At 35.9% G+C, this 18,526-nt stretch carries 19 protein-coding genes; 6 read left to right on the forward strand and 13 right to left on the reverse strand.

Going from position 1 to position 18,526, the window contains the following annotated elements; translation table 11 throughout:
* Positions 1 to 100: 100 nt before the first annotated feature.
* Both AC59HC_RS21255 and AC59HC_RS21260 read right to left on the reverse strand, forming a co-directional pair.
* Positions 101 to 940 (reverse strand): GLPGLI family protein, encoded by an 840-nt coding sequence (locus AC59HC_RS21255; RefSeq protein ID WP_202844015.1) that lies wholly within the window; start codon positions 938 to 940, stop codon positions 101 to 103.
* Between the two features lie 84 nt (positions 941 to 1,024).
* A complete protein-coding gene (locus AC59HC_RS21260) occupies positions 1,025 to 1,492 on the reverse strand; it encodes an acyl-CoA thioesterase (RefSeq protein WP_002980508.1) in 468 nt (155 codons plus the stop codon).
* A gap of 121 nt (positions 1,493 to 1,613) precedes the next feature.
* On the opposite strand from AC59HC_RS21260, the gene AC59HC_RS21265 reads away from it, so the two are divergent.
* Positions 1,614 to 1,970 (forward strand): arsenate reductase family protein, encoded by a 357-nt coding sequence (locus AC59HC_RS21265; RefSeq protein ID WP_110009391.1) that lies wholly within the window; start codon positions 1,614 to 1,616, stop codon positions 1,968 to 1,970.
* Between the two features lie 124 nt (positions 1,971 to 2,094).
* Here the strand turns inward: AC59HC_RS21265 and gcvT are convergent, their stop codons facing one another.
* From gcvT to idi, 3 genes are read right to left on the reverse strand one after another with little or no spacing between them, the layout of a single operon-like run.
* Entirely contained in the window at positions 2,095 to 3,171 is a 1,077-nt protein-coding gene (gene gcvT, locus AC59HC_RS21270) for a glycine cleavage system aminomethyltransferase GcvT (protein ID WP_496559310.1), read from the reverse strand.
* A 9-nt stretch (positions 3,172 to 3,180) separates the two neighbouring features.
* On the reverse strand, positions 3,181 to 3,651 hold the full coding sequence (locus AC59HC_RS21275) for a hypothetical protein (protein WP_395973032.1): 471 nt from the start codon (positions 3,649 to 3,651) through the stop codon (positions 3,181 to 3,183).
* Positions 3,652 to 3,653: 2 nt separating this feature from the next.
* Entirely contained in the window at positions 3,654 to 4,163 is a 510-nt protein-coding gene (gene idi, locus AC59HC_RS21280) for an isopentenyl-diphosphate Delta-isomerase (RefSeq protein ID WP_202844007.1), read from the reverse strand.
* Positions 4,164 to 4,491: 328 nt separating this feature from the next.
* Here idi and AC59HC_RS21285 point away from each other — a divergent pair, with 328 nt between their 5' ends.
* Together AC59HC_RS21285 and AC59HC_RS21290 are read left to right on the forward strand one after the other, a co-directional pair.
* Positions 4,492 to 4,902, forward strand: coding sequence for an LNS2 domain-containing protein (locus tag AC59HC_RS21285; protein ID WP_002980498.1), 411 nt, complete (start codon positions 4,492 to 4,494; stop codon positions 4,900 to 4,902).
* Between the two features lie 86 nt (positions 4,903 to 4,988).
* Complete coding sequence (locus AC59HC_RS21290; protein ID WP_062670879.1) at positions 4,989 to 5,948, forward strand: D-2-hydroxyacid dehydrogenase; 960 nt, start codon at positions 4,989 to 4,991, stop codon at positions 5,946 to 5,948.
* A gap of 74 nt (positions 5,949 to 6,022) precedes the next feature.
* Here the strand turns inward: AC59HC_RS21290 and mscL are convergent, their stop codons facing one another.
* Positions 6,023 to 6,400 carry a large conductance mechanosensitive channel protein MscL gene (gene mscL / locus AC59HC_RS21295; RefSeq protein WP_034695945.1) on the reverse strand — a complete coding sequence of 126 codons (378 nt, stop codon included), beginning with the start codon at positions 6,398 to 6,400 and terminating at the stop codon, positions 6,023 to 6,025.
* A gap of 245 nt (positions 6,401 to 6,645) precedes the next feature.
* On the opposite strand from mscL, the gene AC59HC_RS21300 reads away from it, so the two are divergent.
* Entirely contained in the window at positions 6,646 to 8,163 is a 1,518-nt protein-coding gene (locus tag AC59HC_RS21300) for an NAD(P)H-hydrate dehydratase (protein ID WP_496559311.1), read from the forward strand.
* A gap of 71 nt (positions 8,164 to 8,234) precedes the next feature.
* On the opposite strand, the gene lgt is transcribed toward AC59HC_RS21300, so the two are convergent.
* Positions 8,235 to 9,083 carry a prolipoprotein diacylglyceryl transferase gene (gene lgt, locus AC59HC_RS21305; protein ID WP_343639918.1) on the reverse strand — a complete coding sequence of 283 codons (849 nt, stop codon included), beginning with the start codon at positions 9,081 to 9,083 and terminating at the stop codon, positions 8,235 to 8,237.
* 450 nt (positions 9,084 to 9,533) lie between these two features.
* Positions 9,534 to 9,785, reverse strand: coding sequence for a membrane protein insertion efficiency factor YidD (gene yidD, locus AC59HC_RS21310; protein ID WP_034695943.1), 252 nt, complete (start codon positions 9,783 to 9,785; stop codon positions 9,534 to 9,536).
* 102 nt (positions 9,786 to 9,887) lie between these two features.
* Here yidD and AC59HC_RS21315 point away from each other — a divergent pair, with 102 nt between their 5' ends.
* On the forward strand, positions 9,888 to 11,165 hold the full coding sequence (locus AC59HC_RS21315; RefSeq protein ID WP_110009494.1) for a replication-associated recombination protein A: 1,278 nt from the start codon (positions 9,888 to 9,890) through the stop codon (positions 11,163 to 11,165).
* 233 nt (positions 11,166 to 11,398) lie between these two features.
* Here the strand turns inward: AC59HC_RS21315 and AC59HC_RS21320 are convergent, their stop codons facing one another.
* The 5 genes from AC59HC_RS21320 to AC59HC_RS21340 all read right to left on the reverse strand — a co-directional run bounded on the left by AC59HC_RS21320 (position 11,399) and on the right by AC59HC_RS21340 (position 16,901).
* On the reverse strand, positions 11,399 to 11,836 hold the full coding sequence (locus tag AC59HC_RS21320) for a hypothetical protein (protein ID WP_343639807.1): 438 nt from the start codon (positions 11,834 to 11,836) through the stop codon (positions 11,399 to 11,401).
* A gap of 116 nt (positions 11,837 to 11,952) precedes the next feature.
* Positions 11,953 to 14,187 (reverse strand): DUF2339 domain-containing protein, encoded by a 2,235-nt coding sequence (locus AC59HC_RS21325; RefSeq protein ID WP_496559312.1) that lies wholly within the window; start codon positions 14,185 to 14,187, stop codon positions 11,953 to 11,955.
* A 112-nt stretch (positions 14,188 to 14,299) separates the two neighbouring features.
* Complete coding sequence (locus AC59HC_RS21330; RefSeq protein WP_110009380.1) at positions 14,300 to 15,010, reverse strand: hypothetical protein; 711 nt, start codon at positions 15,008 to 15,010, stop codon at positions 14,300 to 14,302.
* A 362-nt stretch (positions 15,011 to 15,372) separates the two neighbouring features.
* Positions 15,373 to 16,221, reverse strand: a complete 849-nt coding sequence (gene pheA, locus AC59HC_RS21335; RefSeq protein WP_202843998.1) for a prephenate dehydratase — start codon at positions 16,219 to 16,221, stop codon at positions 15,373 to 15,375.
* Positions 16,222 to 16,490: 269 nt separating this feature from the next.
* The gene (locus AC59HC_RS21340; protein ID WP_202844268.1) at positions 16,491 to 16,901 is read right to left on the reverse strand and encodes an acyl-CoA thioesterase; all 411 of its coding nucleotides are present in this window, start codon (positions 16,899 to 16,901) and stop codon (positions 16,491 to 16,493) included.
* Positions 16,902 to 17,037: 136 nt separating this feature from the next.
* Here AC59HC_RS21340 and dnaA point away from each other — a divergent pair, with 136 nt between their 5' ends.
* The gene (dnaA, locus tag AC59HC_RS21345; protein ID WP_002980474.1) at positions 17,038 to 18,492 is read left to right on the forward strand and encodes a chromosomal replication initiator protein DnaA; all 1,455 of its coding nucleotides are present in this window, start codon (positions 17,038 to 17,040) and stop codon (positions 18,490 to 18,492) included.
* Positions 18,493 to 18,526: the final 34 nt, after the last annotated feature.

An 18,526-nucleotide genomic window follows, 5' to 3' on the forward strand; every position in this document is an offset into this window, starting at 1 on the left:
TGAGTTATTTAGCCAAAACTGTTCTCTCACCCCTTTTGCTTTGTATGTAAATTTATTCTTTTGCAAACATAGGAGCCCAAACTTAAAAATAACCATAGCTTTAATATACCGGATAATGCATCGCCTTATTGATTTCAATTGGGTTATTATATTTTCTGATAACCTCCTGCATGCTTTTGGTTTGGGTATTCAGTTCATCAACATTATGAATTTCCTTTCCATTGATATTAATTCTAAGGTCATTATTGGATTTGCTGATATTATTTCTTTCAAAAGCAAAAGGATCATTATAAAATTCCATAAGCAGCTTATGTTTTTGCTTTTCGTTAATAGGAATTGCTTTATTACCAAAGCTGGATTCCAGGAAATCTGAAGTAGAGGAGACTTCCGGAAGTTCTCTGCTTTTAACGAGCGTATAAAGGAAATTTTTCTTAGCATCTGATAGCTCAAAGATTAAACCGGGTAATCCACGCAGTTTAAATGGTCCTTCATTAAATGGAATGTCTTTACAGAACCAGGCCGTCCAGCTTCTCCCTCCAAATTTTGTAGTTGCTTTTTGTAAAGTATAGTTTTCTACCTTTTTAATCTCATCAGCAATTGTCCAATTGATCTTATCCGTAGTTTTAAATGTATAATATCCATTTTTAATGTTGATGAAATTTTCATTATCAAAAGAATTGATCTTTCTTTTAACTACCTGTCCGGTCATATCAGTATAGCTGAAGTTCGTTCCGAATTTTTTATTCAGTGAGTCTCTGATAGCGAGATCTTTTCCATAGAATTTTACCTCCTTCGGGGTGATATCCAGGATCATATTCACTTTTTCATATCCAGCCTCGGTAGAATCCATTTTATACTGAAGCTCATAAATAAACCGGTGTGTCTGAGACTGCACCAAAGCTGTTACAAGCAATGCTGATAAAGTAAAAAAACTTTTCATATCATGTGATTGGTCGTTTGTTGTTACTGGTTTCCCAAAACCTTAAACCTTAAATCCTGCAATCTCGCATACCGAAACCTGCTCTTACAAAAAAGGTTTCATTTCATCTTCAATCTGCGTTCTCAGCTCCATCAGGCGTTTGGCATACATTTCAAGCTGTTTTTCTTCCTCTGTTTCCGGTGTCCATTTTGGAACAGGGAGTTTTTTTCCATTTTCATCCACAGCTACAAATACGATAATACAATGTGTTTTCTTCTCAAAGTTGGGCTGTTTTAAATTTCTTGAAAAAACATTGATGGCAATATGCATGCTTGAAGTTCCGGTATAGATCACCTGAGCGTCTACTTTTACTACTTCACCGATTTTAATAGGATCATAAAAGCGGATTCCGCCCACATAAACAGTGACAGAATAATTACCACTCCAGGTTGTCGCGCATGCATAACCGGCCTGGTCAATCCATTTCATAACACTTCCTCCATGTACATTTCCTCCGTAATTAACATCTGAAGGCTCCGAAATAAACTGAAAAGTAATAGGCTTGTTCTGCATCTTTATAAAATTTGAATAAAGTTATTTAATAATTTCCAAAGTTTTAGATTAAATCCTACTTTTGAAAGACGAAACTTTCAATGAAAGAGAATTTTAACCCATAACAGATTTAGAACCCGTAATGAAGAAAGTATTTTATCTCAATACATGCGATACATGCAGAAAAATTTTAGCCCAATTTGACCTTACAGACTGGGAACTCCGTGAAATTAAAAAAGAACCAATTACAAAAGAGGAATTGGCGGAAATGCATAAAAAAACAAAGTCATACGAAGCATTATTCAGTAAAAAATCTACTCAGATCAAACTGAGAGGTCTGGATGTAAAATCATTAACAGAAAAAGATTTTAAAGAATTGCTGCTGGACCATTATACTTTCCTGAAAAGACCTGTATTTGTTACCGATAAAGAGATTTTCGTGGGTAATGACAAAAAAAATGTTGAAGAACTGCAGAAGTTCTTTGGCGTAAATGAATAAATTTAACTGGAAACTAATTTTGCAAATAATAAACCTTATAGGTTTTTAAAACCTATAAGGTTTGGATATAAACCCAAAAGAGGCTGTGAACAAATCACAGCCTCTTTTTTGCTATTTTTTTCAATTATACAAAAGGAGCTTTCACCACTTTTGCAGGAATGTTCTTGTTTCTTACCTGAATAAAGATTTCAGATCCTAATTTGAAGTGAGGTTTGTCTACGTAAGCAAGACCTAATCCTACTTTTTTCATTGGAGACCGTGTTCCGGAAGTTACTTTTCCGATCACGTTTCCTTCAGCATCCACCACAGGATAGTCATGTCTTGGAACTCCTTTATCTGTCAGTTCGAAACCTACTAGTTTTCTTGTAACTCCTTCCTCTTTTTGTTTTGCGAAAACATCTTTAGAAACGAAGTCTTTATCAAATTTAGTGATCCACCCTAAACCGGCTTCAATTGGAGACGTTGTATCATCAATATCATTTCCGTACAGGCAGAATCCTTTTTCTAATCTTAAAGTGTCTCTGGCAGCCAATCCGCAAGGAATGATCCCTTCTTCTTTACCAGCTTCCATTACGGCATCCCAAAGTTTTTCAGCACTTTCGTTATTGAAATAAATCTCAAAACCACCGCTTCCTGTGTATCCTGTGTTTGAAATAATCACATCATTTTCTCCGGCAACGGTTCCTACTGTAAAATGATAGTAAGGAATTTCTGAAAGATTTACGTCTGTAAGTTTTTGAAGAATTTCAGTAGCTTTAGGCCCCTGAACTGCCAATAATGACATCTCATCAGAAGCATTGGTCATTTTAGCCCCGAAAGTATTGTATTTTGAAATATGATTCCAGTCTTTGTCGATGTTGGATGCGTTTACTACTACAAAATATTTGTCATCTTCCATTTTGTAAACGATAAGGTCATCTACAATTCCGCCGTTTTCGTTCGGAAGGCAGGAATATTGAGCTTTTCCGTTTTCAAGTGCATCTACATTATTGGTAGTTACATACTGCAAAAGGTCTTTTGAACCCGGCCCTTCGATGAAAAACTGTCCCATGTGGGAAACATCAAATAATCCTGCTTTTTCTCTTACTGCAAAATGCTCCTCTGTAACCCCTGAATATTGAACAGGCATTTCAAAACCTGCGAAAGGTACGATCTTAGCTCCCAAAGAAACATGTTTGTCGTACAAGGCTGTTTTCTTCATATTTAATTTTTATTTCTTTATTTTAAAACTGTTAAAAGTCTCATTGAATAGGGTCATATAGTTTCCGTTCCAGTATTTCTGGCCGCAATTAATGGAAACCAAATATAAGTTTTTATCTTTTTGAAAAGCTTTGGTTACCCAGAACAGCTTCTCTTTTTCATCGAAATGCTCATAGAAATATTCTGTATATCCTTTCTGGCTCTTTTTTTCTTTTACATTATCCTCCGGGTCTTGGGATTGATAAAGTGCCAGCATAAATTTTTTTACTTCCGCTTTGGGAAGGGGAAGATCATGATATTCCGAAATGGTAATTGCCCCTATCTGGCTGGTAGGGAAAATATTAACAATTTCACTGTCGTTGGTAGATTTCCAGCCTTCAGGAACAGTAATAGAATAATTGGAATTTTCATAGACCTTTGCTTTTTGGGCAAAAAACAGACTTCCCGTCAAAAGTGCAGAAAAAAGCAATATTTTTTTCATCGTTAAAAATGGTGTTTATATTCTTCAAGGATGATTTTGAACCATTCTGTAAAGTTTTCAGGATGTTTGGAAATTTCCTTATCCAGATCTTCCATGGAAATGAATCTTACTTCTTCCACTTCCTCTTTATTTAAATTGAAATCAGTTTCATGATTTCCCACAAATACATGATCCAGCTCGTGCTCCCAAAGACCACCGCCTACATCTGCTTTGTAAATAAAATGGAATTTTTCAGAAAGATCTGCTTCAATTCCCAGTTCTTCCTTTAGTCTGCGTACCGCTCCTTGCTGATAAGTTTCCCCGTCACGCGGGTGCGAGCATACAGCATTGGTCCATTGGTTAGGAGAATGATATTTTCCTGAAGCCCTTTTCTGAAGAAGCATTTCTCCTTTACTGTTGAAAAGAAATACAGAAAAAGCACGGTGTAACAGGCCATTGATGTGAGCCTGCTGCTTTTCCATCAGCCCTAAAACCTCATCTTCAGGATTTACTAAAACAACAAATTCTTCCATTCCTACAAATGTAAGAGTAATAAATGTATTTTGGAAATTTTTAGATAAACATCATGCTTTTTGTAATCATGGCAATGAAATTGAGGAAGTCAGAAAAGACTGGCAGGTAAATTTGTCCATTCACTGAGTAGTTGCTTTTCAGATCTCCACTTTATGATGTAAAAATAAAATGTGAAATGAAAATTTTTAACTAATTCGGCTTGAATGGTTGATAAAATATTGATATTATTCTTTGAAAATAAGTTTTTATAGTAAAATATTAACATAAAGCAAGATTAATATGCCTGATAATGGTAAAAACGCTAACTTTGTTTTTTAATATTTAGTAATGGAATTAGAATACATTGAACACATTAGTCCTATTCTAAAGGATGGAATAAAAAATTACTTAATAGATATCGACGGAACCATTACTGATGACGTTCCCAATGAAGAGCCGGAAAGAATGGTTACCTGCGAACCCTACCCTGATGCTCTGGAAACGATCAACAGATGGTATGACGAAGGACATCAGATCTGCTTTTTTACTTCAAGAACCGAAAATCTGAAACAAATTACGATCGACTGGCTGGATAAGCATGGCTTCAAATACCACAGCGTGCTTTGCGGAAAACCAAGAGGAGGAAATTATCACTGGATAGACAACCATCTGGTAAGAGCTACAAGATACAAAGGAAGATTTACGGATTTGGTAGAAAAACAAGTGACCATTGAGGTATTCAAAGAAGACGGCGAATAAAAATATAATTCAAAGATTTAAAGATTAAATGTGAACCAGTACCTTTAATTTTTAAATCTTTCATTTTTTAATATACTTGATATTTTATGAAAGTTTTAGCAAACGACGGCCTGGATCAATCTGGAATAGATGCATTGACAGAAAAAGGCTTTGAGGTGATTACTACAAAAGTTCCCCAGGAATTTTTAGTAGATTATATTAATGAGCACAAAATCCGCACCTTATTGGTGAGAAGTGCCACACAGGTAAGAAAAGATATTATTGATGGATGTCCGTCTATCGACATTATTGGAAGAGGAGGTGTTGGTATGGATAATATTGATGTAGATTATGCAAGAGAAAAAGGGATTCATGTGATCAACACTCCTTCAGCATCATCGGAATCTGTGGCTGAACTTGTTTTCGCCCATTTATTTTCCGGGGCGAGATTTCTTCAGGATTCTAACAGAAAAATGCCAGTTGTAGGAGATACTGAATTTGCAGGTCTTAAAAAAGCATATGCTGCAGGTATAGAACTGAGAGGAAAAACCATCGGTATTGTGGGAATGGGAAGAATCGGCCAGGAAGTGGCAAGAATTGCTTTAGGACTTGGGATGAGAGTGATTGCAGCTGATAATAACGTCGGAAGAGCAAGTATCAAAGTGAAATTTTACAACAACCAGTTCATCAATGTTGATATCGAAACAGAGCCGTTACAGGATGTTTTAAAACATTCAGACTTCATTACTCTGCACGTTCCTGCACAGAAGGACGGTTATATGATCGGAAAGAATGAGTTTGAAATAATGAAAGACGGAGTGGCTGTTGTCAACTGCTCAAGAGGAGGAGTTATTGATGAAGCAGCTTTAATTCAAGCTTTGGACTCAGGTAAAGTAAGATTTGCCGGATTAGATGTTTTCATTAATGAGCCAACACCTTCTAAAGAAATCCTTACTCATTCTAAAATCTCCCTCACCCCTCATACGGGAGCTTCTACGCTTGAAGCGCAGGATAGAATCGGTCTTTCTCTGGCAGAGCAGATTTCAAGCATCTTACAGATTCAGTAATTTGGAAATGATATTATAAATAAAGCACCTTGGTTAGACCGAGGTGCTTTTTATATTAAAATGTAGTTTACAAATTAGATATTTTTGCTTTTCAACAAATCTCTGATCTCAGTAAGTAATTTTTGATCTTCTGTAGGTCCGGCAGGAGCTGGAGCCTCTTTTTTGTTCACTTTATTAGCCAGTTTGATGATCCAGAAAAGAACCATCGCAATACAAAGGAAACTGATTACTGCTGAAAGGAAGTTTCCATAAGCAACACCATTCCATGTAAGTTTTGCAATATTTTCTGCACCGGCTGCTTTCAATGCCGGGTTTAAGATCAGAGGCGTGATAACATCTTCTACCAAAGACGAAACAATTTTACCAAATGCTGCCCCAATGATCACACCGACAGCCAGATCGAGAACATTGCCCTTAAAGGCAAACTCTTTAAATTCTTTAACAAATCCCATAATTTATATTTTTTTAATTAGTATATACACAAAAATATAATTTAAAAATGTAAAAAACACTACTTTTTATGGTTTTTTATTCCCAAAATATTGAATTTTATGAGAAATTTATAGAATTTGATTTAATGAATATTTCAGCTTTTTTAAGATATATTATCTCATTAGTGAGGTCTCTTTATTTTTGTTATTGACGTGGCATCATAATGAAAAATCTTTTGTAATTTGCTTAAAAGTTTGATTTGCCTATGAAAGTTTTTACAGCAGAACAGATACGCAGCTGGGATCAGTTCACGATTTCTCAAGAGCCGGTTTCCTCCATTCAACTGATGGAAAGAGCTTCAATGGCTGTTGCACATTGGATTTCGGAACATTGTAAAAATCATAAGAAACTGGCTGTATTTTGTGGTAACGGAAATAACGGAGGAGACGGCCTGGCTGTCGCAAGAATACTTTATCTGAAAGGTTTTGATGTAGATGTATTTGTAAGCGATTCCAAAAAGAAATTTTCAGAAGATGCTTCTGTTAACCTGAAAAGACTTCGTGATTTATCCGGAATTTCAGTCAGGAAATTTGATCCTAAAGAACAATATAATTTTGATGATAAAACAATCATTATCGATGCTCTTTTCGGAACAGGATTATCCAGGCCGCTGGAAGGAGAATATAAAATGCTTGTTGAGCAATTGAATACTAAAAAGAATATTAAGATATCCATTGATGTTCCTTCCGGATTGTCTGCTGATGAAATGTTTGACCATGATCCTGTTATTCTGAAAGCTGATTATACACTGACCTTTCAATGTTGGAAAAGAACCTTCCTTCATCCTGAAACAGGGAAATATACCGGAAAAGTAGTACAGCTGGATATTGATTTAAGTAAAATATACGCAGATACAACTGATTCTGATTACTCTGTAATTGATGATCAGCTGGTGGGATCGATATTTATTCCAAGACAGGAATTTTCCCATAAAGGCAGTTATGGTAAGGCAGCCATCATAGGAGGAAGCTATGGAAAAATAGGAGCGGCAGTGCTGGCAACACGATCAGCTTTGAAAACCGGAGCAGGGCTGACCTTTACACTCGCTCCGGAATGCGGATACAATATTTTGCAGACCTCATGCCCTGAAGCCATGTTTATACAAGGAGGGGAGCAGTTTATCACAAATTTTGAAATTGATAAAGACATTACCTGTGGTGCGGGTCCTGGTTTGGGAACTCATTCAGGAACCGAAAAAGACTTTCTGAATTTTCTGAAAGACTATTCAAAGCCATTGATTCTGGATGCAGATGCATTGAACATCATTTCAAAAGATAAGAAAAATTTGAAATTAATTCCTGAAAAATCAATCATTACGCCTCACCCGAAAGAGTTTGAAAGACTTTTCGGAAGTACAGATAATTCTTTCAAAAGACTTGAAATGGCAAGGAAAAAGGCAAAAGATCTTGGTCTTTATATTGTTCTTAAAGACCACCATACCCAGGTTGTTACTCCGGAGGGAAAAGTATTCTATAATATAACCGGAAATGCAGGTCTTGCGAAAGGAGGAAGCGGAGATATTCTTACCGGAATTCTCACTTCGCTTCTGGCTCAGAAATATTCTGAAGAGGAAACCTGTATTCTGGGAGTATGGCTGCATGGCAGAGCGGCCGATATTGCTTCAGAAAAACATTCAAAAGAATCGATGCTGCCCACTGATGTCATTGATGCCTTTGGGTCTGTTTTTGAAGAACTGAACAGGAAGGCGGAGAGAAATCTGTAAGTAAACAGCTAATAAAAAAGGCAAATCTGTATTTCTACAAATTTGCCTTTTTATTTTTCAGTTTAAATGGTTTATTCCGGTTTCTCGTTTTCTGCTTCAGTAATCTTAAATTTCTTGGAAACGATCATGATGACAACCCCTGCAATCATAAAAGGAATCGAAAGAACCTGACCTGTATTCAAACCGCCAATCTGGATGAACTCATCTCCCTGCGGCTCTTTAAGGAACTCAACAAAGAATCTGATCGCCCAAAGAATGATGAAAAACAGACCGAATAACCATCCCTGCTGGTATTTTTTATTTGTTTTTCTGTATAATATCCATAGTAACATGAAAAGAAGAACATATCCTACGGCTTCAAATAACTGGCTCGGATAACGGGGTACAGTAAGACCATACTCACTGCTTTGTTGTGGGAAAAGCAAAGCAAACGGAGAATTCGGGTCAGCTGGTTTTCCAACGATTTCAGAATTGAAAAAATTCCCCATTCTTACAAACGCTCCTCCTAAAGCTACGACAATACCCAATCTGTCATATACCCAAAAAGGGTTTTTCTTAATGATTTTAAATGAATAATAAAGCGTGGTGAAAATCAGGGCAATTGTAGCACCATGGCTCGCCAGTCCTGAAAAACCTGTAAATTTTAAACCGTTTTTTGTGCTTATCGGTAAAAATACACTCCAGAAATCCTCTTTAAATAGTTCCGGCTGATAAAAGATAACATGTCCTAATCTTGCTCCCAGAATAGTCCCGATCAATGTCCATGTGAACAGAGGTTCAAGGTATTTCTGGTTCACATTATCAATCTTAAAGATTCTCGTCATTAAAACATACCCGAATCCAAAGGCAAAAACAAACATCAAACTATAAAAGTGAAGCGTAAATGATCCGATGTGAATACCTTTTGAAGGATCCCAGATTTTAAATGAAGTCTTAAGTTCTACTTTATCAGAATCAGTAATAGGTTTTACAGACTTTACTGCATATTTAAAAGTGGTGATATTTTCTTTGGTAACACCAGTATCAATCAACTTAAAGTTTTTATCAAAAAACTGATACTTGGAATCCTTATACTTTGCTAAAGTTGATGCCCCATAATTGTAATAAGCAGGTTCAAAATTGGATTCATTAAGAATCACAACGAAAGACTGGTTCTTGTCTGATTCTCTGTCCGGAAAAGCTGTAAGGTCTCCCATCTCTGTGGTAGAATAGATTTTTACAGGAACATTGCTTCCATTGATATCTAAAGTTCCGTCAGATAAACCTCCAGGGTATTCCTGTGCAAAAAGAAGCTGCGTAGTGAACGCAAACAGCACAAGATAAATTCTGAAAAAGATAGTATTCATTTTTCTATTGATTTAATAGTTTGATTATTGACATTTATGTTTGGGTGGAACAGGATCATAACCGCTTCCTCCCCAGGGATGGCATCTTAAAATTCTTTTAAATCCCAGCCAGAAACCTTTAAAAACACCATGTACCTGAAGCGACTCAATCATATAGTGAGAGCAGGTAGGTTCGTAACGGCAGTTTTTGGGAAGTAAGGGCGAGATGAACCATTGGTAAAATTTGATCAAAATTACCAGTGGAAATGTAATGATTTTATTGAATGTAAGTTTCAAAACAATGCAAAAATAGGGTAAAAAAATGAAAATTAGTTTAATTTTGTTATAAGTTTCGGAGATCGGAAATCCGGGACATTGATCTTAAAAAATAGAATTACTTTGAATCAAAATATCCCATTAGCTGAAAAATTAAGACCCAAAACCCTAAACGATGTTCTGGGGCAGGAGCACCTTACCGGCGACAAAGGAACAATCAGAAAGATGATTGAAAACAATACCCTGAATTCGCTGATATTCTGGGGTCCTCCGGGAACGGGGAAAACAACACTCGCTGAAATTATCTCTGAGCAGTCGGGGAGAAAGTTTTATAAACTTTCTGCAGTTTCTTCCGGGGTGAAAGATGTGCGTGATGTCATTGAGGATGCCAAGAAGCAGAATTTGTTTTCCGGAAAATCACCGATCTTGTTTATTGATGAGATTCACAGGTTTAATAAGTCGCAGCAGGATTCATTATTGCATGCGGTAGAAAAAGGCTGGATTGTTTTGATTGGAGCAACTACTGAGAATCCAAGCTTTGAGGTGGTTTCAGCATTGCTTTCAAGAAGCCAGGTCTATGTTTTAAAAGCTTTGAGCTATGAAAAACTGGAAGAACTGATTGATATCGCATCAGAAAGATACAATAAAGATGAAGGAACAGATTTTAAAATCCTTGAAAAAGAAGCTTTCATTCAGTATTCCGGTGGTGATGCCAGAAAACTGATCAATTCCGTAGAACTGGTTTTGAATCAGTATAAAAATTCGGGTACAACGGAAATCCTGAATTCTGATGTTCTTGAAGTTCTCCAGGAAACAATGGCTTTGTATGATAAAAACGGAGAGCAGCATTATGATATCATCTCAGCTTTTATCAAGTCTATGCGTGGAGGTGATCCGAACGGAGCGGTGTATTGGCTGGCAAGAATGATTGCCGGGGGAGAAGATATTAAGTTTATTGCAAGGAGAATGCTGATTTTAGCTGCTGAGGATGTAGGGCTGGCTAACCCCAATGCTTTGGTGGTTGCCAACAACTGTTTTCAGGCGATCAATGTGATCGGGAATCCTGAAGCAAGGATTATATTAAGCGAAACAGCGGTATATCTTGCGGTTTCCCCTAAAAGTAATTCTGCGTATATGGCGATTAATGAAGCGTTGGCTCTGGTAAAGCAGACCGGAAATCTGCCTGTACCTCTTCATTTGAGAAATGCACCTACAAAATTGATGAAAGACCTTGATTACGGAAAAGAATACAAATATGCCCATTCTTACGAAGGAAACTTTGTAGAACAGGATTTTCTTCCGGAAGAAATCAGGAATGTGAAATTATATGAGCCTGGTAATAATGCTACAGAAAAGAAAATTTACGAAGAGCTCAAGAAAAAGTGGAACAATAAATACTAAAATAAAAAAGGATGCTGAAAAAACGGCATCCTTTTTATATAAAATCTGTTTTTTTTAACCTACCATTTCAACTATTATAAAGTGAAAAATAGTGGTAAATATTTTTAAACCATTAAGGAGACTGAAGAATTAAAGTATAGTTAAGATAAATCATGCTGATTTTAAGTTAAAGCGAAGCTTATCTTAATAATCTTAACAGCTTAATACGATCTTAATGTTTCAAAAAAATCAAATTATTCGGTAGTGTAAATAAACAATGTTTTCTTACCGTTATAATCTTTTGTTTCTGTTCTTTTCTTGATTTCAGGATAAATCCAAGTGTTGGTGTCCGTAAATTCATATCCTTCAATAAATACAGGATTGTCTGCCGGAATATTGTATTGTGCATTCATATTGGATAACGTCATTCTATCAAGTACATTTTCTCCGTTCTTGAACTTATATTCGGTCACTCCTTTCGTAAAAACAGAACTGTATTTTTTTAAGCTTTGGGGAAGACTGGCTGGAGTATTGTATACTTTAGAAACCTGTAATACGTTCTTTTTTGTATTGAACAATTCTACTGTCCCAATGGCATTGTCAGCCACTGCAAACTTTACAGCAGGATTTTTTTGCTGGGCCAATAAAGTAGCAGAGGATAGAAGTAAAAAAGAATAGAATAGTTTTTTCATAATTGGAATATGTAACTGTTAAAAACGTGATAAATATAGTTATTTTTTATAAAATCTGAATAAAATCTTGAATTGTTTTACATTCTATTTATAAATAAAAACTTTTTTTCTGATTATCAGTCTGTGCTTTCATCTTTTTTATCCTTTTTATCTACCATATTTCTGATCATATTTTTCAGTCGCTGGAAAGTAAAAGAGCTTAATAATAAAATAACCCCGAGAGCAATAAAGGCACTGATTCTTGAGATATTATCCATTTGCCATACATCATAACCATAAAGTTTCAATACCATCAGGCCAACCAACGCAAAGCCAATCTTGTTATATTCCTGAATATTCTTTTTCAAACCGGTATAAATAAAAATACTGGCAAGAATTGTCCAGATAACAGGCAGATAAAGAATATTGAAATGTTCACTTGCTTTATAAGAATGCGGGAGATCATTGGAAACCATTAAAATATAAGAATGATGCAGCTCGCAGCTTACAGAAATGATTAGCGCCAGAGCCTGTATCCAGTAAGAAATCTTTTGCTTATGAAACGCTGAAGTAGGAATAATTCTGTATCCTATATATATAAAAGGAATCCATTGCAGAAGATGAAGGAAATAAAAGCTTAAATGGAGCTTTTTTGTTAAGACAGCGGTCACAACCAGAAGAGTCGAAACCGATGTATTTATTACGATCAGGAAGAAAAACAGATAAATCAGTAGGTTTTGAACATCATTTCTGATGCTCAGCAGTTTCCTGAAAAGCAATAAAATAAAAATATAATAAATGCTGAATAAAAATCCTGTGCTGGTAATGGCTGACCATGGCATTTCCGAAATATGATAAGTGATTTCAAGAAGAAAAGTAATATAGATAACCCCATAACTGATCACAGTAATAAGATCTTCAAAAAAGTTATTGCTTTTTTCCTGTGTCTCTTTCACGGTATTCCTTAGCAAATACAGATTAATCATGATGGAAACAATAGTAAAGGAACTTGTGATAAACGGAGGATTGAATATGATATTGAAATCTTTTGTTCCAAAATATTCAGTCCAGGTTATAAGCTGGGCGATCATCACCAATGGAAACAGGATATAAAAGAAAGTTTTGAAAATCTTATGACCTGTTTTTTTCCAGATAAAAAGAAGGAGGGTGGTTTCTATGGCCCAGATGCTGGTGATGAGATGCGTTTTAAACTGAATAGCAATCGCAATGGTTATAAGGCTGGTAACAAGCCCTGCAAATACAGAGTAAGCTACTCCAAAGCTTTTGCGGGTATATTCTCTGAAAAGTAAAATAGCATTTACAGCAGCAAAAATAAGCGGAAAAACAATCGGGGGTTCATATTTTAATGTATCAAAAATGTAAAGAAGCCCCAGAATACTTGAAAAATTAGCGAGAGCAAGTATTAAAATATCAGAGGTTGAAAGGATATTTCTTCTGAAGTAATCGTACAGACCAAAAATATAGAAAATTGCATAACTGATCAGATAAAAAGTAATGCTTAAAAGCTCCGGGCTTTCATGAGTCCAGAATAAAAGGTAGCCTGTTGTAAAAATATAAGCTGTCCATCCCACACTTTTCCAGTGCTGCAGAAAAGAGGCAGCCAGCATTCCTGTATTTAAAAGAGTAATATAAATAAAAAGGAAAAGATAATTACTTTGTCCTGTACTGATCATGAAAGGAGCTGCAAAACCTCCTATCAGTGAAAAGATAATCAATACTTCACTTTTATAGTAATAGGACAGGATGATAGAGGCTGCGGTAATCAGTGCCGTTATAATAAAAGCTGTATTTTGGGTAAACAGATGATATTCACGAAAGGCAATGGTAGCTGTGAAATACAGAACAGCAACACCGCCTCCTGTAATGATGGAAGAAAAAGCCTGATAATTTTTTCTGAGAAAATGCCCGGTGATGATGATTCCTGCTCCGGTACAAAAACCGATTCCCGCTCTTGCTGCTTCGCCGATCCAGTTTTTATCAATGGCATATTTTACAAAATAACCAATTCCGAGAACAAGGGTAAAAATTCCGATAATGGTAAGAACATTTTGTTTTAAAAAATCAGAAACAGGAGCAAGCCAGTCTTTTTGAACTGGTGTTGAGGTTTCTTCACTTTTTTCACGGTATGGTATATCTTCATGCTGAACCTGTTGAGGTACCTCTTGCTGCGGAATCAAACTGTTTTCCGTTGAGGTTGTTTTATGAATTACTTTTGTCTGAGCCTGAGCAGTCTCGTTGATTTTATAATGAAGATCTGAAATCTCCTTTTTCAATTTTCTGATTTTGCTGTTCAGATTATTGAAAATGATGAAGATAATTATAAAGATGATAACTGCAACAAACTCATTCATTTCATTAGTTTTTTATCAAATATAAAGAAATGTTTCAAATGCTATTTAAAAATTAACCCATCGCGGTATAAGCGATGGGTTAAATGGTATAGATAACTAACAATATGTTTTACTAGTTTGATACTTTGTAAATGTAGAATGACGCAATACTGGATCCTAATAATCCTGCCGTGATAACACCGGAATCTACAAGTCCGAAAGAAACTTTGTCACCCGCCTGGAATGAATACAAAGAATTGATGCTGGAATCGGAAAGTGTTAAGTTAACTGCTAATGCAAGATTGACCCCACTGAATGGACGAGTGTCTATCAAAGTGGTTACTGCAGATCTGGTTCTTGCGATAGCGATACCGGGAGATCCTGACAATAAAGAAGCCTGTAAACCTGTACCATATCTGAACGCAAATCCAACAGCATATACTCCGGTTGATGGAATATTATAAGAACCATCAGCATTGGTAAATAACGCCGCAGTTCCTATCGTTCTGTCGGCTTGTACAAAGCTGACAGGCTGGAAATCAGCAGGTAAAACCCCTAAATTCAGCAGGGTTATACCAGTTGTTTTTTTCGCAGAATATACAGAAGTGTTGGTTCCGGCAGCTGCACTTAGCAATGACGGGTCAACTGAGAATACCTGGGTAGTTCCCTGGTTAACAGCTAAAATCTGATATCCGGGTAGGGCTGTAGCGGCAGGGGTATCACGAACTTTCAAAGTTCCATTAACATCTAGAGTTGCAGATGGGTTGGCTGTATTGATACCCACCTGTGAGAATAATGGTAACGCTGCACATGCTAACATTAAGCTGTAAAGTTTAGTTTTCATGATCAAGATTTTTAAATTAGTTGCTAAGCAAATATACAACAAAAATTATACCCTGCATTGTGAAATTTTTAAAATTAACATTATTATGATGTAATATATTTAAACATATGTTTATATTTTAGTTAATATTTAGTCATAATTTGGTTGCGACTTATTATATTTATTTTTAATTTAACATATTGTTTATCAGTGTTTTGGTAAAAGATAATTCTCCCTATTGTGTGGGTTATTTATTGGTTTAAACAGAAGGTGTTATCCATAGATAATTTATTATAAAAGTTTTTTTGAATTTAATATTTCTCAAATGAATAAAAAAAACACTGCCGTAACGACAGTGTTTTTGAACAGATTTATTTGTTTTCTTAGCTTTCCAACAGGAATTCTTTATAATTCCCAAGAAAATCTACATTAGCGTTGATTGATTCAAGCTCTTTGAGTGCATTTTCATGCAAAACCTCCTTCCATGGTCCTTCTACATTGATAAAAAAGAAATAATTTCCCAAACCTGTTTTTAAGGTTCTGGATTCTATTTTGCTAAGGTTCATTTTTCTCCATGCAAAAACCGATAAAACCTGATGTAAACCTCCTGGATGATCTTCCGGAAGCGTGATGAGCATTCCTGATTTTTCACCCAGCGTTTCCAGTTGGTCATTTTGATATTGGTTCTGTTCTTTGGAAATAATGATAAACCGGGTATGGTTTTGTTCAAAATCCTGAATATTACGGTTCACAATTTTTAAGCCATATAAATTGGCAGCATACTGATTGGCTACTGCAGCAATAGGAGTCTCCGGGTTTTCAGAAACAAATTTTGCGGCCGCTGCAGTGGAGGAAAAATCCTGTTTCGGAATCTCTTTGTAATGAGTGTCCAGAAAATGGAAGCTCTGTGCAAGAGCCTGTGGGTGAGAATATATTCTTTCGATATTCTCAATAGAATTTTCCGGATGAATCATCAGGTGATGCGCAATAGGCATTACTGCTTCTGCTTCTATCTTAATAGACGGAGTCTTATATAAATAATCCAGCGTCATCGATACGGTTCCTTCAATAGAGTTTTCCAAAGGTACTACTGCTTTTACTACCTCTCCGTTTTCAACGGCATCAAAACAATCCAGAATGCTGGCTTGAGGTACTATTTCGTCATCAGGGAAAAGCTGTGCTGTAGCAAGCTGGGTGAAACTGGCATGAGGTCCCAAAAATGCAATCTTCATAATATAATATATAAGGGATGATTAAAATAATGGTACAAAGGTGCGAATTAATTCATAAACAGAGAGGGTGTAGAGTTTAAAGTTTAGAGTTTAAAGTGTAATGTTTTTAGTTGCGAGTTACGGGTTACGAGTTGCGGGTTTATTTTGTGACCGGATAATTTGAGATAGATATTTTAACTCTATTGAAAATTCACCCTTCACCTTTATAAAACCTCTACCCAATATTTCGTCGGGTATCTCCCTAATTCCTACAACCTACTACCTGCTACCTATCCTTTCCAGTTCTTCTCAATCAGTTCCATCAGAAAATCCGGACACCTGATTACTTTATTAGTTTTTGAATCTAAAAAGAATAGAGTAGTGGAAGCTTCTGTTATTTTAATATGCTCTTCATTGTAAATTTCATATTCAAATTCAATCCTTACCCCCGGAATTTTTTTAACATAAGTATGGATTTCTAATTTTTGATCATATAAAGCAGGGCGGATATATTTAATTTTGTAGTCCGAAACGGGAAGCCAAATTCCTTGGTTTTCAATTTCATCGTATGAAATTCCTATGCTTCTGAAGAGTTCAACTCTCGCTACTTCGAAGTACGTTGCATAGTTTCCGTAGTATACGTATTTCATTGGATCTGTTTCTGCGTAACGTACTCGTATTGAGTGTGTTGTGTGTATCATTTTAGGTGTTAAATTATACATACAAATATATTTTTAAATAATCAATACCTGCAATATTTTTTTTTGAAAAGAAAAAATTAGACCTTTGTCTTCCTTCTAAACACAGTACAAACAAAGAATAATCGGGGCTTAAAAAATGGATGACAATTTAATGATGATATGGCAGAAATGCCTTCAGTTTATGCGCGATAACCTGAACGCTGCTGAAGACAATTCTGACCTTAAAAAACTTGAAAAATCTTTCGATATGCTATTCGATAAGGTTCAGCCGCTTTCATTGGTGGCCAACAACCTTACGCTGATCGTTCCGAGTGATTTTTACAAGGAATATATAGAGGACAATTACCTGTCCTTACTTTCTGCTGCCCTGAAGAAAAATATTGGAAAAGGAGTGAAATTATGGTATTCTGTGATGGAAAACAGACCAAAAGGTGAAGAAAAACCTGTTACCATGAACATCAAGGGACAAAGCGTTCCTACTCCGAAAACACAGGAAACAATGCCGCAAGGTTTTTCTGCTAATATTGTAAACCCGTTTGTCGTTCCTGGAATTAGAAAAGTAAATATAGATTCTAACCTGAAGCCTGACTATTCATTTGATAGTTATGTAGAAGGAGAAAGCAATAAATTTGCAGCCACTGTAGCCAGATCCATTGCCAAAAGACCTGGAGCAACAGCTTTCAACCCGTTATTCCTATATGGAGGTTATGGAGTTGGAAAAACCCACCTGGGACAGGCTGTCGGTCTTGAAGTAAAAAATCAGTTTCCTGATAAAGTAGTTCTTTATCTGTCTTCTGAAAAATTTATCCAGCAGTTTATCTCTGCGGCTAAAGCTCATAAGCAGACTGAGTTTGCTAATTTCTATCAAATGGTAGATGTACTGATTATTGATGATATTCAGTTCCTGTCCGGAAAATCGGCAACACAGGACAGTTTCTTCCATATTTTTGATCACCTGCATCAGAATGGAAAACAGATTATCCTTACTTCAGATAAGGCTCCTGCAGATATTATGGATATCCAGGACAGAATTGTTTCCCGTTTCAAATGGGGGCTTTCTGCAGAAATTAAATCTCCGGATCTATCTACAAGAAGACAGATCATTGAAGATAAGCTAAGCAGAGACGGAATTGTTCTTCCTGGCGATATGCTTGACTTCCTTGCTGCTGAAGCAAAAACGAATGTAAGAGAACTTATCGGGGTTATCAACTCAGTGATTGCTTACTCTACAGTATATAAAAGAGACCTTAGTCTTGAGTTGCTTAAAGAAACCATCAACAGAATTGCTGCTAACCAAAAGAAAGTTATCAATATTCCTTACATTCAGGAAGTGGTTTGTGATTATTTTGGAATCAAAAAAGAGCAGCTGCTTTCAAAAACAAGAAAAAGAGAGATTGCATTACCAAGACAGCTTGCGATGTACTTCTCCAAAGAGTTTACCAATTCTACATTTACCAAAATTGGTGAGGAAATGGGAGGAAAAGATCACTCTACGGTAATGTACGCTTGTGATACGATTAAAGACGTTTCGAAAATTGATAAAGAAATCAAGAAATACGTAAAAGACCTTACTGAAAGAATCAAACAATAAATAAGGTTGAGCTTACATAAATTAAAATGAAGGA

The organism is Chryseobacterium sp. DZ-32 (assembly GCF_059587025.1).

What these genes read in the sequence shown, in the direction of transcription:
- AC59HC_RS21255 (WP_202844015.1), bottom strand. Translation starts at nt 940, where the DNA reads ATGAAAAGTTTTTTTACTTTATCAGCATTGCTTGTAACAGCTTTGGTG.
- AC59HC_RS21260 (WP_002980508.1), bottom strand. Translation starts at nt 1,492, where the DNA reads ATGCAGAACAAGCCTATTACTTTTCAGTTTATTTCGGAGCCTTCAGAT.
- AC59HC_RS21265 (WP_110009391.1), top strand. Translation starts at nt 1,614, where the DNA reads ATGAAGAAAGTATTTTATCTCAATACATGCGATACATGCAGAAAAATT.
- gcvT (WP_496559310.1), bottom strand. Translation starts at nt 3,171, where the DNA reads ATGAAGAAAACAGCCTTGTACGACAAACATGTTTCTTTGGGAGCTAAG.
- AC59HC_RS21275 (WP_395973032.1), bottom strand. Translation starts at nt 3,651, where the DNA reads ATGAAAAAAATATTGCTTTTTTCTGCACTTTTGACGGGAAGTCTGTTT.
- idi (WP_202844007.1), bottom strand. Translation starts at nt 4,163, where the DNA reads ATGGAAGAATTTGTTGTTTTAGTAAATCCTGAAGATGAGGTTTTAGGG.
- AC59HC_RS21285 (WP_002980498.1), top strand. Translation starts at nt 4,492, where the DNA reads ATGGAATTAGAATACATTGAACACATTAGTCCTATTCTAAAGGATGGA.
- AC59HC_RS21290 (WP_062670879.1), top strand. Translation starts at nt 4,989, where the DNA reads ATGAAAGTTTTAGCAAACGACGGCCTGGATCAATCTGGAATAGATGCA.
- mscL (WP_034695945.1), bottom strand. Translation starts at nt 6,400, where the DNA reads ATGGGATTTGTTAAAGAATTTAAAGAGTTTGCCTTTAAGGGCAATGTT.
- AC59HC_RS21300 (WP_496559311.1), top strand. Translation starts at nt 6,646, where the DNA reads ATGAAAGTTTTTACAGCAGAACAGATACGCAGCTGGGATCAGTTCACG.
- AC59HC_RS21320 (WP_343639807.1), bottom strand. Translation starts at nt 11,836, where the DNA reads ATGAAAAAACTATTCTATTCTTTTTTACTTCTATCCTCTGCTACTTTA.
- AC59HC_RS21325 (WP_496559312.1), bottom strand. Translation starts at nt 14,187, where the DNA reads ATGAATGAGTTTGTTGCAGTTATCATCTTTATAATTATCTTCATCATT.
- AC59HC_RS21330 (WP_110009380.1), bottom strand. Translation starts at nt 15,010, where the DNA reads ATGAAAACTAAACTTTACAGCTTAATGTTAGCATGTGCAGCGTTACCA.
- pheA (WP_202843998.1), bottom strand. Translation starts at nt 16,221, where the DNA reads ATGAAGATTGCATTTTTGGGACCTCATGCCAGTTTCACCCAGCTTGCT.
- AC59HC_RS21340 (WP_202844268.1), bottom strand. Translation starts at nt 16,901, where the DNA reads ATGATACACACAACACACTCAATACGAGTACGTTACGCAGAAACAGAT.
- dnaA (WP_002980474.1), top strand. Translation starts at nt 17,038, where the DNA reads ATGGATGACAATTTAATGATGATATGGCAGAAATGCCTTCAGTTTATG.